Genomic DNA, 14,955 nt, shown 5'->3' on the forward strand with positions numbered 1-14,955 from the left:
AACCTAAAGGGGGAAAGCTATCGATTACGGGAAAAGAGGCTCCAAGAAGAAAAACAGAAGGATCAATGAGGTCCTTCTGGGGAATTTTAAACCGGCGATTTTGGGGAAAAAATAATCGGCCTTGACAGCTACGATCATCTTCGCAATGAACCTTCATCATTTACACTCCAGTTTCCGTTTTTCGATGTGCTCCAATTTCAATTTCTTGCAGTTGAGTTGCGTAAACAAAACTGGCGTGATTACATTCGCCATGACAACCCCATCGCGGCTGCGTTGTTAAGCAAAATGGGGTATACTGAAAGTGAACGGGTAGAGCTGAAGAAACAATTTTTACGAATGATTGTGCGCATGGAATTAGACGAAGCAAAGCAACGACTGTTAATCGGCTTTTTTGAAACATATGTGAAACTGTCAGACGAAGAAGAACAGCAATTACGAAACGAGGTGAATGAAATGGAGACGAAAGAAAAAGAACAAGTGTTGGAGTTAATCATTTCATATGAGAAAAAAGCGTTAGAAAAAGGTTTAAGAGAAGGAGTGGAACGAGGATTACAACAAGGATTACAACAAGGACTACAGCTAGAAAAACGCCATATTGCAAAAAAGATGCTGGAGAAAGGCTACGATATACAAACGATTCATGAACTGACGGAGTTGTCTGTGGAAGAGATTGAAAGGTTGAAGTAACATTGTTATCCCCCATTTCGTTCTGTTTACAGAATAAAATGGGGGATTCATACGTTTACATCTACATCTACGTTCATCGTTTCACTCCAATCTTTAATGTTGTAGCATATGCTTTACTTGCTCAGTTGTTAAATTGCGAATGAACTCGATTAAATCAATGGCTTCAATACCAAACTCATTACATTTTTCTACATATCTTTGATAAGCCTTAGTGTACATATCCATAAATAAAACTCCTTTCGCATGTTGTTTTTGTTATTTATATTGTATTATAACAGAAATAAAAAATCAACAACTGTTATATAATTATTTGAAAATTTTATCTTCACCATCTTTTGTAGTACGAGTAGTAGAAATGAAAGCATTGTAGTACAATAGAGTAGGTCATGGAAAGAATTTATACATATTTCACCAATCGAGAAAGGATGGACATGAATGCATATTATTGAATTAATTAAGGCGCTCATTTTAGGACTTGTCGAAGGGATGACGGAGTTTGCGCCTGTTTCGTCGACAGGTCATATGATTATTGTTGATGATATGTGGCTAAAATCGAGCGAGTTTTTAGGAAAATATGGGGCGAATACGTTTAAAGTCGTCATTCAGCTTGGCTCGGTGTTAGCTGCTGTTGTTGTATTTAAAGATAAGTTTTTCGAATTGCTTCATTTGCGAAAGCGTGAAAGAAAAAATGGGCCACATTTGACACTTGGGCACATTTTTATTGGGCTCGTCCCTGCTGGGGTGTTAGGTGTTTTATTTGAAGACTATATTGATGAACATTTGTTTTCGACTGAAACGGTTCTTATTGGGCTTGTGCTTGGGGCATTGTTAATGATTGCGGCTGATCGTTTCGGGAAACGAACGGTGGCACAGACAGTAGATGACATTACGTATAAACAAGCGTTTATTGTCGGACTTGTACAATGCTTATCCCTTTGGCCTGGGTTTTCGCGTTCAGGTTCGACCATTTCAGGTGGTGTACTTGTTGGAATGAGCCACCGTGCCGCAGCAGACTTTACATTTATTATGGCTGTACCGATTATGGCAGGGGCAAGCGCTATTTCGTTATTGAAAAACTGGGAGCACATTACGTTAGATGCGCTACCGTTTTTCATCGTTGGTTTTATTAGCGCGTTTATTTTCGCGTTAATTGCTATTCGCTTTTTCTTACGTTTAATTAATCGTGTTCGCCTCGTTCCGTTTGCCATTTACCGCATTGTGCTTGCAGCGGTCATTTATATTGTGTATTTTGCTTAATCTAAAAAGTCCGCTTCGGTAGAAAATACGTCAAAATGAAAACCGAAAGAGTGTTGATGTTACAGCATTCTTTCGGTTTGTTTTTTAGATTTTGGGACCAATATATTACTCTTTGGAACAACTCCTTTTATTTCAATCTTTTGATGATTTTCGCGGGGTTGCCTCCGATGACAACATCATCAGGAACGTCTTTTGTGACAACAGAACCGGAAGCGATGACAACATTATTTCCAATTTTCACCCCTGGATTAATAATTGCTCCTCCACCGATCCATACATGATCACCAATGATAACAGGTTTTCCGTATTCTAACCCTGATGCCCGTTTGAGTGGATCAATGGGATGGGTAGCGGTATAAATATGAGCACCAGGACCGATAAGACAATTGTCTCCAATACGGATTTCACATACATCTAAAAAGACGCAATTGAAATTCGCAAAGAAGTTTTCCCCGACATGAATGTTATATCCGTAATCGCAATGGAAAGGTGGCTCCACATATACCTGTTCCCCCGTAGAACCAAACAATTCCTTTAATACAGTAACTCGTCTTTCATGTTCCGTTTCTAACGTTTGATTCAACAGTCTTGTTAATTTGCGGGCATGTTCGCGTTCTTTCACTAACTCTGGATCTGTCGCCCGATACAATTGACCGTCTAGCATTTTTTCTTTCTCTGATTTCATCTTTTTTCAACCCCTTAATTTTTTTGCTCCATTTTAGTATAACATTTACTTTCTATATAATTTTTCCACGTGTTTAAAAAATCGTCAAAAACGCACGAACGTAGTGCTAGATAATCAGTCTATAATGAATGTGAACATCACTCAAAAAGTTGGTGAAGCGATATGCATAAACAAGGGCATGCGGTAGATTATGATAAACATCCGTTTATTGTCATTTGGGAAGTGACGAGAGCGTGTCAGTTAAAATGTGTACATTGTCGTGCGGACGCACAGCCTGTTCCTGATCCACGTGAGTTGACACACGAAGAAGGCATTCGGTTAATTGATGACATTTACAGCATGAACAATCCGATGCTTGTGTTTACAGGTGGAGACTGTATGATGCGCAAAGATTTGTTCCACTTGGCTGAATATGCGATCAAAAAAGGGATGCGCGTTTCGATCACGCCGAGTGCAACGCCAAATGTGACGAAAGAAAAAATGAAAAAGGCAAAAGAGATTGGACTGTCGCGCTGGGCGTTTAGTTTAGATGGATCGACCGCTGACATTCACGACCGATTTCGCGGTACACCGGGTTCGTTTGATTTAACGATTGAAAACATTCGTTATTTAAATGAGCTACATATGCCATTACAAATTAATACAGTCATTTCGCGTTATAACTACGATCATTTAGAACAAATGGCAAAATTAGTTGCAGAGTTAAAGGCAGTAATGTGGTATATTTTTTTACTCGTTCCGACCGGCCGTGGACAAATGGGTGATTGCATTAGCCCCGAGGAACATGAACAAGTGTTCCGTTGGTTGTATGAGTTAAGTAAAACGGCACCGTATGATATAAAAACGACAGCAGCACAACATTATCGCCGTGTTGTCATTCAACAAAAAATGCGCGAAAAACGAATTGAAGCAGGGGATATTCGTTATGAGCATGCGATTACGACCGATCATGCTTCAATGATTGACGGCTTAAAACGAGCGCCAAAAGGTGTCAATGATGGAAACGGTTTTGTGTTCGTTTCACATACAGGAGATGTCATGCCGAGCGGCTTGCTTCCGATTGTATGTGGCAATGTGCGTGAGCAACCTTTATCTCACATTTATCGCGAATCGAAAGTGATGAAACAGTTGCGCCAACCAGACTTATATAAAGGAAAATGCGGCATTTGTGAGTTTCGCTACGTTTGCGGCGGATCGCGTGCTCGCGCTTATGCCGTGACGGGCGATTATATGGAAAGTGAACCGTTTTGCGTATATATACCAGAGCGCATGAGGGAAAAAGGGGAATCCCAAACCGTGTTCGCTTAACGCGAGCGTGGTTTGGGATTTTTATATTCCCATTACTAACATAAGTCATTATCAGGTTTAAAGTGTCATCAATGAGATATGCGGAAAAATTACGAATGCTTGCCATTTATTTTCGAATGAGACGAATACATGTGTCGAAAATCCATAAGCCAACTAGGAGAAATAAAACTCCTAACTCGATCGGCTCCATCACTTTAAATGGATTAAAAATATCGATAAATGCTTGATAGACGTTCATACCAAGCAAAAAATTCATACTGATTGCCAAGCTAATCAACAAGATAGGAATCATAATAGAAATGACAGTAAGCTTCATTGCTCATCTCCTCTGTCGTACTTTCTTTGCTAACGTACCAACTTTTTATAAACTTTATCCCTTTTTGAATAACATGTGCATTTATTGCTTATTCTAACCATAAACGATCGTAAATGGGGAGAAGAATATGTGGTTGCGAAGAACTGAAAAACGCAGGGAAACATATGAACAGGAAGGAATATATGGAACTATTGACCAGGAACTACAGGAGAATATAAAAAAAATTCAAGATGTCACAGGCAACAGTGAAGATATCATTATTCGCCGCTTTTTACTTGGAAAAGAAGATACTTTTCCGGCCGTTTTTTGTTTTGTTAGTGGAATAGTTGATGAGAATATGGTGCAACATTTATTGCTTGAATTAAGTGTGCAGTTATCTTTTCCATCGGCCGACTGTGACAAAATGGATTACATTGAACAAAAAATTGCTTCTGCAAATACAACCGGACGTATTCAGCAGTGGAATGAAGTATTTTCTTCACTTATGTCTGGGGAAGTCGTTTTGTTTATTCATGGTATGCAAGAAGCTTTACGCATCGGCGTGAAGGGTGGGGAATATCGCGCCATTGCAGAACCGAGTACACAACTAACGATTCGTGGACCACGTGAAGGATTTACGGAATCATTAGCAACAAACATAGCAATGGTTCGTCGGCGAGTCCAAAATCCTCATGTATGGGTTGAGAGCATTACAATCGGTGAAGTGACACAAACGAACGTACGCATCATGTACATAAAAGGAATTGCAAATGAAAAAATTGTTGGAGAAGTTCGTGAGCGGTTGCATCGTATTTGTTTGGACGGTGTACTTGAGTCAGGGTACATTGAGCAGTTAATCGAAGATGAGCCGTTTACAACATTTCCGACCATTTATCATACAGAACGTCCTGATAGTGTGGCGGCAAACTTATTGGAAGGGCGTGTCGCTATTTTTGTAGAAGGTACGCCGTTTGTGCTTATTGTACCGGCTGTGTTCATTCAATTTTTTCAGGCAGTTGAGGATTACTATGCACGTTTCGATATCGCGACAGCGCTACGATTTCTACGGATGCTCGTATTTTTTATTTCTCTCGTAGCCCCTTCGGTGTATATTGCACTAACAACGTTTCATCAAGAAATGATTCCTACTTCCCTTGTTATAGCGCTCGCAGCACAGCGCGAGGCAGTTCCGTTTCCAGCGTTTATTGAAGCAATATTAATGGAGGTAACATTTGAAATTTTACGAGAGGCTGGGGTACGCTTGCCGAGGGCGGTTGGACAGGCTGTATCAATTGTTGGGGCGCTTGTCATTGGACAAGCAGCTGTAGAGGCAGGTTTCGTCTCATCTGCTATGGTTATCGTTGTATCGATTACTGCAATTGCTAGCTTTGCCACTCCATCATTTGCGATTGCTATTTCTGCGAGACTTATTCGTTTTGCATTAATGATTTTAGCTGCATTATTCGGATTTTATGGGATTTTAATGGGGATAATTTGCATGGTTATTCATTTATGTAGCCTTCGTTCGTTTGGTGTACCGTATATGGCTCCGTTAGCTCCGTTAGTTCCAAGCAATTTGCGTGATACGTTTGTTCGTTTTCCATTGTGGGCATTAAACGAACGACCGCGTTTAATTAATAAAAAAAATGTTACTCGTCAAGAAGGTGGGCAACGTCCAAAACCACCTCATCATCAAACAGAGGAAGAAGGAGATGGAAATTAAACGGTACTCTTTTTTTGCTTTTTTGTTAATATTGCTATGCATTCTTTCTGGTTGTTGGAGCAAAAAAGAATTAAAAGATTTAGCGTTTATTATTGCGGTTGGTATAGATAGGGAAGAGAGAAGTGGAAAATATGTTGTAACATTTCAGGTGGTGAATCCCGGAAATGTCGCTGGTGCAACTCAAAGAGGTGGAGGGAGCGCTGGTCTCCCGGTAGCATTACATACATCAACTGGGGATACGTTATTGGAAGCTAGTCGGAAAGCGACGAAGCAAATATCACGTATCCCATACTACGCGCATACAAACCTTATTGTTATTGGGGAAAAGCTCGCCAGAGAAGGGGCTACACAAATTTTCGATGTCGTCGAACGCAACCCCCAATTTCGTCCTACGGCGAACGTCATCGTCGCTCGTGGTCAAACAGCAAAACAATTGCTATCTGTGCTCACCCCAATCGATAAAATCCCTGCTAATCAAATCATCCAAACATTGGAACTAACAGAAAGTTTGTGGGGGGAAAGTGTGGATACACGTATACGGGAAGTGATTGAAAGCTTCTCGCTTGCTGGAAAAGAAATTGTCATGAGTAGCTTTCACGTTGATGGTAACCGAAAAAATGGAGATGACCAAGGAAATGTTCGGACGATGGAACCTTCTGCACGCCTTCGTGCCACACAGTTAGCTGTTTTTAAAAACGGAAAGCTTATAGGCTGGATTGCAAATGAAGAGGCACGTGGAGTGTTGTGGATTCTTGATAAAATAAAACAAACAGCAATAACTGTTGACTGGGGGAAAGAAAAGGAAGCATTGTCTTATAAAGTGATACGATCGAAAACAAAAGTGACAGCGCAACTAAAAGATGGACAACCAATCATATCGCTTATTGTGAGGACAGAAGGTGATGTTGGTGAAACATTTGTTCCGATTGATTTCATGGATCCGAAACAAATGAGTGCGATTGAAAAGAACATACAACAAGAGATAAAGAAAGAAGTGGAAAGGGCCATACGTGGCGCTCAAAAGAAAAAAAGTGATATTTTCGGTTTTGGGGACGTTGTCCGCCGTACGTATCCAGAAGAATGGAAAAAGATGAAAAAAACATGGAGTGATCAATATTTTCCTAACGTACAGTTTCATGTGCAAGTCGACGCATTTATTCGACGAACAGGCTTAAGAACTCGCTCGTATATTCAGTAAGCAGGCGGTGATACAAGGTGGAACAAGCACGTATAAGTGCGCGACAGTTATTCATGCTCGCTATTTTGTTTGAACATGGTAGCGCCATGGTCATTCCGCTTGGTGTAGATGCAAAGCAAGATGTTTGGATTGCCATTTTGTGCGGAATGGTTTTCGGAGGAGGGTTGCTGTTCATCTATTACCGCCTTTTCACCTACTACCCTAACCTCCCTTTTACGTCATATGTCCAACACATTGTCGGCTCTTTTTTAGGAAAGATAATTGCATTAGTGTACGTACTTTATTTTTTATATATTTCTGCCCGTGTATTGCGTGATTTTGGGGAGCTTTTATTGACGTTTGCGTATCCTGAAACCCCTTTATTTATTTTAAATGCCCTTATGATGTTGACTGTAATGTATGCGGTGTATAAAGGAATTGAAGTTATTGCTCGATCTGGTCAATTATTTTTCTTTTCCCTTTATTGGATATTTATCGTTGGTTTCGTACTTGTCATTGTTGCAGGGGTAATTGATCTTCATCGTTTGCAGCCGATATTAGAAGAAGGGTGGCCACGTATTTTTCATGTTGTATTCACACAGACGCTATATGTTCCTTTTGGGGAGATGATCGTTTTTGCGATGATTTTTCCTTACGTACAAGAGGAAAAGAAAGTGATGAAGGCAGGACTTCTCGCTTTGTTTTTAAGTGGGATAAACTTAGCGGTGATCATGACGATGAATGTAGCTGCGTTAGGAGCCGATATCGTCTCGCGTTCTACTTTTCCGTTATTGAATACGATCCAAGAAATTCGTGTAGCGGACTTTTTGGAACGATTAGATGTACTGTTTATGATTGCATTAATTGTAGGTGGCTTTTTTAAAGTGGGAATCTTTTTCTATGCAGCGGTCATTGGAACAGCTGATTTATTTCAACTAAAAGAGTATCAACGTCTTGTCTATCCATTAGGGATTTCAGTTTTATTTTTATCCATTGCGATCGCCAGCAATTTTGCTGAGCACATTAAAGAAGGGTTGAGAATTGTTACAATTTACATGCATGTTCCGCTTCAAATATTTATTCCGACCATTCTTCTCTTGATCGCTATGGTTAAGCATAGTAAAAATAAGAAAAGAAAAAAGAGGGAATAAGCAAGCCCCCTTAAAAATCAAAGTTATCCGGATCTGGACCGATACGGCGGTTTTCGTTTAATGCGTCGATCGCATCCATTTCTTCTTTCGTTAACGTAAAGTCAAAAATGTTTGCGTTTTGCGCAATACGTTCAGGTGTGACGGATTTTGGAATCGTGACAACTTCATGTTGTAGGTCCCATCGTAAAATGACTTGAGGCGGCGTTTTGTTATACTTTTTCGCAATGTTGACAAGCGTTGGTTCGTTCAATAGCTCGCCGCCGCGCATAAGTGGTGACCACGCTTCTAATTGAATTTGGTGTTGTTTACAAAATGCAAGAAGCTCTTTTTGCGTCAACCGCGGGTGAAACTCCACTTGGTTGACCATCGGTTTTATTTCGCAATCAGCAAGGAGATGTTCTAAATGGTGAATTTGGAAGTTGCTCACCCCAATGGCGCGCACGAAGCCATCTTTATACAATTTTTCAAGCGCCTTATACGTTTCTTTATATTTTTCTTTCACTGGCCAGTGAACTAAATACAAATCAATATAATCAAAACCGAGCTTTTTTAAACTTGTATCAAACGCTTTTAACGTTGATTCGTATCCTTGATCGGAATTCCACACTTTTGTTGTGACAAAAACTTCTTCACGACGAATGCCCAACTCGCGAATTGCTCGACCGACTCCTTCTTCATTTTCATAAAACGCAGCCGTGTCAATATGACGATATCCGACTTCAAGCGCTGTGCGAACAGAGCGAATGACTTCCTCGCCTTCTTGCACTTTATAAACCCCTAAGCCAAGCCATGGCATGCGGACACCGTTATGTAACGTTGCGGCATCTTGTAAACTTTTCATCCTCATGCTCCTTTCCAATATTTTTCCCTTTTATTATGAAATGAATTGTATGAGAAAGCAAAACATATGTTTAGATGGAAGGAGCTACAAATTTAAATCACGATAGTTTGGATGATGTTTTAACAGTTCCGAGACAGTGACAAATGTATATCCTTTTTCTTTTAAAATCGGTAAAATTTCTTTTAATGCTTGAACAGTTTGTTTCCGGCTACCGCTTCCGTGATCGTGAAACAAAATGATTTGTCCAGGCTGAATATGTTCAATGACACGGCGGACAATTCGTCTTGTCCCAGGGTTTTGCCAGTCATATGTGTCTTGATGTTTTGACCACATGACGACAGTATAACCTCGTTGTTTGGCGATATCTATGATCTGCTCATTGTAGTAGCCAAGTGGGGGACGAAATAACGTCGGGCGTTTTCCGGTAATGTCATATAGCACATCTTCACTTTTTTTTATTTCTTCCTCAATCTTTTGTTTAGATTTGCCGCGAAAATCAAGATGCTTATACGTATGATTTGCAATTTCATGCCCTTCGTTCATTTGCTGCTTAATGATATTCGGATATTTTTCAGCACGAAATCCAACGACGAAAAAAGTAGCTTTGGCGTCATATTGTTTTAAAATCGTTAAAATGTCAGGAGTGTATAATATGTCTGGCCCGTCGTCAAATGTAATGGCGACCATTTTTTCATTTGTCGGCACGTTCCAAACAATATCATCATGTATTCGGTGAACAGGTGTTGTCGTGATGAGCAACAAAGACAAAAATAAGAAAAGTACGTTCATTTTTCATCCCCGCTTTTTTATATATCATGTGAAAAAAGTCGTTTTGTCATTCTCTTTTTCTTGAAAGACGTAGTAAAATAAAGATAATTAGGTGATGGGAAGGGATACAGATGAAAAAAATTGTTAGCATCATCGCATTTTTATTCGCACTTGTTGTGGGGGGAGTATATTTGTTTGCACAAGAAAGACAGCCGGTGCGTGCAACGTGGCTTTGGAATCCATGGTTATTTGTGAAAGACGAAGATCGCGTTTTCTCTTTTTTACAAGAAAAACAAGTGAGCGATGTATACGTGCAAATCGATGAAGAAATTCCGATTGATACGTATCGTCAATTTGTCCGGCGTGCAACCGAAAAAGGTATTCGTGTGTATGCGCTCGATGGGGCGCCAAATTGGATTGAAAATGGAGAAGGAATGGAACGTTTATTTCGATGGCTGGCGGAATATGAAAGCGTTGCCGAGAAGAATGAAAAGTTTTACGGTGTACATTTAGACGTTGAGCCGTACTTGCATGAGTGGTGGCGGACAAATCAAAATGGGGCAATCGCTTCGTATCAAACGTTGTTACAACGAGCGCGTGAGCTTGCGAAAGAACGATCGCTACAGTTTGAAGTGGATATACCGTTTTGGTTTGATAGGGTACAATATGGAAATGGAAATTTGGCGGAATGGGTGATTGCGAATACAGACGGTGTGACAATGATGGCATATCGTGATCAAGCAAGAGACATCATTGACATCGTGAAAAAAGAAATGCAAATAGCTAGAAAACACGGGAAGCAAATTGTTGTAGGGGTTGAAACAGGACAGGTTGATGAAGGGGATGACGTTTCGTTTTTTGAAGAAGACGAGACGTATATGAACGAGCAATTGGCGATTGTTCAAAAGCACTACGCACGAACAAAAAGCTTTTCTGGCATCGCTGTGCATCATATGGAACAATGGATGAGTAGAAACGAAAAAAACAAGTGAAGGTGAGATAGATGAGTGAGCGTGAAGAAAAACAGCTGTATACGCTTGCACAGTTTTTTGAGCTTGTCGGAGAACGACGAATGGAGTTGTACGAAGGCGTTCCTGTGCTCATGGCTCCAGCCTCATACGAACATGAGGGGGTTGTAGCGAATGTAATTGGGGAAATCACATTCGCGTTAAAAGGTAGCCATTGTTTTGTGTTTGGAAGCAATTTGCAAGTCGTGCTTCTTTTCCAAGATGAGCAAAAAGGAAAAGAAAATGTCACGGTGTTACCGGACATCTCAGTTGTTTGTGGGAAAGAGAAACTGCGCAACAAACGTTGTTATGGCGCCCCAGAACTCGTTGTCGAAGTTCTTTCTCCAAGCACCGCAAGAAACGACCGATTATTAAAGCGTTATTACTATGAAAAAGCAGGGGTAAAGGAATATTGGATTGTTGATTATCAGCATCAGACGATTGAAAAATATGTCCTTTATAACGATCGTTTGCAACTAGAAGAAGTATATGATGCGCAAAACGATCATCTTGTCTCAACTTTGTTTTCAAATATACAGTTCTCTACACATGATATTTTTTCATTTTCTAATATATAAACAAAAAGGAAGGGGAAAATGTATGTCGAAACATACGAAGCACATTTATGAAGCAGAAAGACGAGTACAACAAGCAAAAGAAAAAATGAACGGTACGTATCGGTTAGCATACCATATTATGGCTCCAGTAAACTGGATGAACGACCCGAATGGGCTCATTCAATGGAACGGGGAATATCATGTGTTTTATCAATTTCATCCTGATAGTCCAAAGTGGGGACCGATGCATTGGGGGCATGTGAAAAGTAAAGACCTTGTGCATTGGGAGCGTGCACCGATTGCACTTGCGCCGAGCGAATGGTACGATGAAGGCGGCTGTTTTTCAGGAAGCGCGGTAAATGATCAAGGAGTGCTAACTCTTATTTACACCGGAAATGTTTGGCTGAACGAGGAGCAAACGGAACTGAAACAATATCAATGTATTGCAACAAGCAAAGATGGCATCCATTTTGAAAAAGACCCATCCAATCCTGTACTTTCCGAGCCGCCGTTTGACTGCCAAGGGCATATTCGCGATCCGAAAGTGTGGAAACGTGGCGACGATTGGTATATGGTGCTCGGGACAAGAGAAGGAAACAACGGAAAAGTCGTTTTATACAAGTCGAACGATTTGCGCCATTGGGAATATGTCAATATCATTGCGCAAAGTGATGGCAGCTTAGGCTATATGTGGGAGTGTCCAGATGTTTTCCGTTTGAACGGCAAAGATATTTTGTTGTTTTCACCGCAAGGAATCGAACCAGAAGGCGATCGTTTTCAAAACCTTCATCAAACAGGTTATGTTGTTGGTACGCTTGATTATGAAACGGGAAAACTAGTGCACGGAGCGTTTGAAGAGCTCGATAAAGGATTTGATTTTTACGCTGCGCAAACGTTTGAAGACGAGAAAGGTCGACGCATTTTGTTCGGTTGGATGGACATGTGGGAGTCGCAAATGCCGACGCAACAACACGGATGGGCAGGCGCGTTAACGATTCCGCGTCTTTTGGAATTGACAGATGACGAGAAACTGTTAATGAAGCCGGTGCCGGAATTACAATTATTGCGCCAAGAGCATATGCATCTGGAATCGATCTCAGTAAAAGAAGAAGGCGGAACGTATACACTTCCATGGAAAGGGGATCGACTAGAGCTACTCGTTCGTTTTTCGGTAGCTGATTTTCAAGGAAATGCATTTGGTGTGAAAGTGCGCTGTGCGGAAGACGGAAGCGAAGAAACGATTTTCCGTTATGATGGAAAACAATCTATTGTCACATTTGACAGAAATCGCTCTGGAAAAGGCAAAGGCGGCATTCGTCGAGCGACGCTAGATAAACAGGGAGATGTTGTTACGTTCCATTTCTTTATCGATCGTTCATCGGTCGAACTATTTGTCAACGACGGTCGACTTGTGATGACAGGCAGAATTTATCCATCCGAAACGAGCCAAGGAATCGAATTATTTGCAGAAGGTGGGGACGTGACTGTCCTTTCTATCGATGCGTGGACATTGAAGGATATTTGGCATGAGGAATAGGAGACGGTACACAAAGCCGTCTCTTTTTGTTTCAAACGGTTATCGTGTCCACATGAGAGGAATAGTATAAATAAGAAAAGGAGAGATGGGGGGATGATGATGGGACGATTTGTTATTTATATGATTGCATACGTTGTTATGGTTATTGTGAATATCATTGCTGAGCGGCTTCCGTTAAATGGTCAGACGACAGGGGAAATATCGCGAAAAGCGAACGTCCTATTTACTCCGGCAGGGTATGTATTTTCGATTTGGGGTCTCATTTACATTTTACTGGCAATTTGGATTTTAAGACAAGTTCCTTTTTCACGACGCGACTTGCCTATGTATCGCCAAGCGTTCGTTCCTTTTGTTATTAGCTGTATATTGAATGCGCTGTGGATTGTTGTGTGGCATTATGAATATTTTTTCTTTTCGGTTATTGTGATGCTTTCTCTTCTTTTGACGCTGATATGGTTATATAAAGCGGTCAAACGTACAAATCCACGTTTTTTTGATCTTTTTCCATTTTCTATTTATTTAAGTTGGATTAGTGTTGCAACGATTGCCAACATTTCATTTACTTTAAAATATAACGGTTGGGATGGATTTGGATTATCTGATGCATTCTGGGCAATCGTGATGTTACTTGTTGCGACAGCTTTAGCCCTTCTTTTCATAATCCGGCAACGAGATTACATATATCCGCTTGTGTTTGTTTGGGCGTTTGTTGGCATCGGGGTGAAAAACCAAGGGACTGCGTCGCCTGTTGCATACGTTTCATTTTTGTTGGCAGGAGTCATATTAATTAGCGTAGCATCTTTGTATAAAGAAAAAACATAATTGCCCACCTTGGTTGTGGGCGATTTATACATATTTGCTGATCGCTTCGTTTAACTGTTTTTGCATGGTTTTGTCATGCAAAAGTTTTTTGGAAAATAAATATGGACGAATGCTTGGATCTTCTAACATGTGCTTTACTGTGTTTTTGTCGAATGGTTTTTGTGTTTCAATAATTTTTGTTGCTTGCATATGTTTCAATTTTCGTTTTGCCATGAGATACTCAAACTGACCCAACAACAAAAAATCTAACAATGCGCCTATTGCAACATATAGTGACTAGCATTCCCATGTTCCCCATTGCCCCCCTCTGTTATTTTTGATAGATCACTCAAAATTTACCTTTTTCCATCGTAACATATTGACAAAAAAAAGGATAAAATTTTATTGTGAATATTGTGACGATTGGGTGTGTTTGTTGTGAAATTGTATTTACCTTTTTCAAGGGAGATTGAGGCGAAATTCAAGGAAAATTCTTGTCGTATCGAGTCGACTGATGGTTTTTTTGATTTAAGTCATGTAATAGAAAAGGGGGAGGAAGAAAATATATCAAGCATTTTCTTTAGGAAGCAGAGAATTCTAGAAATAAGCATCGACCTATTAACAAAAATGAAAGACGATTTTAAGGATACTTGCTTAGTAAAATGTTTGACATGCATGGGGGTGGAAAAAAATCATCAAGGGGTACTTTTTCCATTGCAGCCAACAAGTGATTTTAGCGTTTATGATCGGGAATTATGTGTGTTTATAGAATTTCTTTATGTAAAAAAAGATATGCCTGTTGTCATCGTTATTGAGCAAAATAATACAATGGTATACGGTAATATAGACGTTATACCGGCTGGAAAGGGTGGGGGTTATCACAGAACTTTTGCACACGTTATTTTATTTGAACACAATCAGCTCTTAGAGCATGTTCAAAAAGCGAATGAATATAAATTTTTCGTGCATTTGTTAAATGGTAGGAAGCTGGCTGAGGGTGTTTTTCGTATAAGGCGGGAAAAGCTTTCATATGGGTAACTATTCACCCCAGTGCTAGTGTATAAAAAAGCCCAGCACAAATAGGGCATTTCGGTCATAGAAAATGCCCTAGGTAGCGGAAAGAACTCGATCGATCGTTTCGCCTGCCAACAGAAGACACAA

General features: G+C 40.3%; 16 protein-coding genes and 1 pseudogene. 11 read left to right on the plus strand and 6 right to left on the minus strand.

What is annotated here, in order from left to right; all coding sequences use genetic code 11:
• Positions 1–114: 114 nt before the first annotated feature.
• A pseudogene (locus K1I44_RS13800) lies at positions 115–687 on the plus strand (RpnC/YadD family protein); the annotation flags it as partial.
• 93 nt (positions 688–780) lie between these two features.
• Here the strand turns inward: K1I44_RS13800 and K1I44_RS15435 are convergent.
• Positions 781–912, minus strand: a complete 132-nt coding sequence (locus tag K1I44_RS15435; protein WP_003395753.1) for a hypothetical protein — start codon at positions 910–912, stop codon at positions 781–783.
• A gap of 210 nt (positions 913–1,122) precedes the next feature.
• Here K1I44_RS15435 and K1I44_RS13805 point away from each other — a divergent pair, with 210 nt between their 5' ends.
• On the plus strand, positions 1,123–1,944 hold the full coding sequence (locus tag K1I44_RS13805; RefSeq protein WP_003395755.1) for an undecaprenyl-diphosphate phosphatase: 822 nt from the start codon (positions 1,123–1,125) through the stop codon (positions 1,942–1,944).
• Positions 1,945–2,071: 127 nt separating this feature from the next.
• Here the strand turns inward: K1I44_RS13805 and K1I44_RS13810 are convergent, their stop codons facing one another.
• Positions 2,072–2,629 carry a sugar O-acetyltransferase gene (locus tag K1I44_RS13810; RefSeq protein ID WP_003395757.1) on the minus strand — a complete coding sequence of 186 codons (558 nt, stop codon included), beginning with the start codon at positions 2,627–2,629 and terminating at the stop codon, positions 2,072–2,074.
• A gap of 162 nt (positions 2,630–2,791) precedes the next feature.
• On the opposite strand from K1I44_RS13810, the gene K1I44_RS13815 reads away from it, so the two are divergent.
• Positions 2,792–3,937, plus strand: a complete 1,146-nt coding sequence (locus K1I44_RS13815; RefSeq protein WP_219986495.1) for a TIGR04053 family radical SAM/SPASM domain-containing protein — start codon at positions 2,792–2,794, stop codon at positions 3,935–3,937.
• 106 nt (positions 3,938–4,043) lie between these two features.
• Here K1I44_RS13815 and K1I44_RS13820 read toward each other — a convergent pair whose 3' ends face one another.
• On the minus strand, positions 4,044–4,253 hold the full coding sequence (locus K1I44_RS13820; protein WP_219986496.1) for a YczF family membrane protein: 210 nt from the start codon (positions 4,251–4,253) through the stop codon (positions 4,044–4,046).
• 127 nt (positions 4,254–4,380) lie between these two features.
• Here K1I44_RS13820 and K1I44_RS13825 point away from each other — a divergent pair, with 127 nt between their 5' ends.
• From K1I44_RS13825 to K1I44_RS13835, 3 genes are read left to right on the plus strand one after another with little or no spacing between them, the layout of a single operon-like run.
• Positions 4,381–5,955 (plus strand): spore germination protein, encoded by a 1,575-nt coding sequence (locus K1I44_RS13825; protein WP_219986497.1) that lies wholly within the window; start codon positions 4,381–4,383, stop codon positions 5,953–5,955.
• Positions 5,945–7,153 carry a Ger(x)C family spore germination protein gene (locus K1I44_RS13830; protein ID WP_219986498.1) on the plus strand — a complete coding sequence of 403 codons (1,209 nt, stop codon included), beginning with the start codon at positions 5,945–5,947 and terminating at the stop codon, positions 7,151–7,153. Before K1I44_RS13825 ends, K1I44_RS13830 begins: the two co-directional genes overlap by 11 nt.
• Positions 7,154–7,170: 17 nt before the next feature.
• Positions 7,171–8,283, plus strand: a complete 1,113-nt coding sequence (locus K1I44_RS13835) for a GerAB/ArcD/ProY family transporter (protein ID WP_219986499.1) — start codon at positions 7,171–7,173, stop codon at positions 8,281–8,283.
• Positions 8,284–8,293: 10 nt separating this feature from the next.
• On the opposite strand, the gene K1I44_RS13840 is transcribed toward K1I44_RS13835, so the two are convergent.
• Positions 8,294–9,124: an aldo/keto reductase gene (locus tag K1I44_RS13840; protein ID WP_219986500.1), complete on the minus strand. Its 831-nt coding sequence runs from the start codon at positions 9,122–9,124 to the stop codon at positions 8,294–8,296.
• 84 nt (positions 9,125–9,208) lie between these two features.
• Positions 9,209–9,913 (minus strand): polysaccharide deacetylase family protein, encoded by a 705-nt coding sequence (locus K1I44_RS13845; protein WP_219986501.1) that lies wholly within the window; start codon positions 9,911–9,913, stop codon positions 9,209–9,211.
• Between the two features lie 110 nt (positions 9,914–10,023).
• On the opposite strand from K1I44_RS13845, the gene K1I44_RS13850 reads away from it, so the two are divergent.
• The 4 genes from K1I44_RS13850 to K1I44_RS13865 all read left to right on the plus strand — a co-directional run bounded on the left by K1I44_RS13850 (position 10,024) and on the right by K1I44_RS13865 (position 13,815).
• Entirely contained in the window at positions 10,024–10,884 is an 861-nt protein-coding gene (locus K1I44_RS13850) for an amidase (protein ID WP_219986502.1), read from the plus strand.
• An 11-nt stretch (positions 10,885–10,895) separates the two neighbouring features.
• Positions 10,896–11,477 (plus strand): Uma2 family endonuclease, encoded by a 582-nt coding sequence (locus tag K1I44_RS13855; protein WP_219986503.1) that lies wholly within the window; start codon positions 10,896–10,898, stop codon positions 11,475–11,477.
• A gap of 22 nt (positions 11,478–11,499) precedes the next feature.
• Entirely contained in the window at positions 11,500–12,993 is a 1,494-nt protein-coding gene (locus K1I44_RS13860) for a glycoside hydrolase family 32 protein (protein ID WP_219986504.1), read from the plus strand.
• Positions 12,994–13,092: 99 nt separating this feature from the next.
• Entirely contained in the window at positions 13,093–13,815 is a 723-nt protein-coding gene (locus K1I44_RS13865; protein WP_219986506.1) for a TspO/MBR family protein, read from the plus strand.
• 24 nt (positions 13,816–13,839) lie between these two features.
• Here the strand turns inward: K1I44_RS13865 and K1I44_RS13870 are convergent, their stop codons facing one another.
• Positions 13,840–14,028, minus strand: a complete 189-nt coding sequence (locus K1I44_RS13870; RefSeq protein ID WP_255573445.1) for a hypothetical protein — start codon at positions 14,026–14,028, stop codon at positions 13,840–13,842.
• Positions 14,029–14,232: 204 nt separating this feature from the next.
• Here K1I44_RS13870 and K1I44_RS13875 point away from each other — a divergent pair, with 204 nt between their 5' ends.
• Complete coding sequence (locus tag K1I44_RS13875) at positions 14,233–14,832, plus strand: hypothetical protein (protein ID WP_370628014.1); 600 nt, start codon at positions 14,233–14,235, stop codon at positions 14,830–14,832.
• Positions 14,833–14,955: the final 123 nt, after the last annotated feature.

It is taken from the genome of Anoxybacillus sp. ST4 (assembly GCF_019448545.1).
Lineage (GTDB): Bacteria > Bacillota > Bacilli > Bacillales > Anoxybacillaceae > Anoxybacillus > Anoxybacillus pushchinoensis.

What these genes read in the sequence shown, in the direction of transcription:
- K1I44_RS15435 (WP_003395753.1), bottom strand. Translation starts at nt 912, where the DNA reads ATGGATATGTACACTAAGGCTTATCAAAGATATGTAGAAAAATGTAAT.
- K1I44_RS13805 (WP_003395755.1), top strand. Translation starts at nt 1,123, where the DNA reads ATGCATATTATTGAATTAATTAAGGCGCTCATTTTAGGACTTGTCGAA.
- K1I44_RS13810 (WP_003395757.1), bottom strand. Translation starts at nt 2,629, where the DNA reads ATGAAATCAGAGAAAGAAAAAATGCTAGACGGTCAATTGTATCGGGCG.
- K1I44_RS13815 (WP_219986495.1), top strand. Translation starts at nt 2,792, where the DNA reads ATGCATAAACAAGGGCATGCGGTAGATTATGATAAACATCCGTTTATT.
- K1I44_RS13820 (WP_219986496.1), bottom strand. Translation starts at nt 4,253, where the DNA reads ATGAAGCTTACTGTCATTTCTATTATGATTCCTATCTTGTTGATTAGC.
- K1I44_RS13825 (WP_219986497.1), top strand. Translation starts at nt 4,381, where the DNA reads ATGTGGTTGCGAAGAACTGAAAAACGCAGGGAAACATATGAACAGGAA.
- K1I44_RS13830 (WP_219986498.1), top strand. Translation starts at nt 5,945, where the DNA reads ATGGAAATTAAACGGTACTCTTTTTTTGCTTTTTTGTTAATATTGCTA.
- K1I44_RS13840 (WP_219986500.1), bottom strand. Translation starts at nt 9,124, where the DNA reads ATGAAAAGTTTACAAGATGCCGCAACGTTACATAACGGTGTCCGCATG.
- K1I44_RS13845 (WP_219986501.1), bottom strand. Translation starts at nt 9,913, where the DNA reads ATGAACGTACTTTTCTTATTTTTGTCTTTGTTGCTCATCACGACAACA.
- K1I44_RS13850 (WP_219986502.1), top strand. Translation starts at nt 10,024, where the DNA reads ATGAAAAAAATTGTTAGCATCATCGCATTTTTATTCGCACTTGTTGTG.
- K1I44_RS13855 (WP_219986503.1), top strand. Translation starts at nt 10,896, where the DNA reads ATGAGTGAGCGTGAAGAAAAACAGCTGTATACGCTTGCACAGTTTTTT.
- K1I44_RS13860 (WP_219986504.1), top strand. Translation starts at nt 11,500, where the DNA reads ATGTCGAAACATACGAAGCACATTTATGAAGCAGAAAGACGAGTACAA.
- K1I44_RS13865 (WP_219986506.1), top strand. Translation starts at nt 13,093, where the DNA reads ATGGGACGATTTGTTATTTATATGATTGCATACGTTGTTATGGTTATT.
- K1I44_RS13870 (WP_255573445.1), bottom strand. Translation starts at nt 14,028, where the DNA reads ATGGCAAAACGAAAATTGAAACATATGCAAGCAACAAAAATTATTGAA.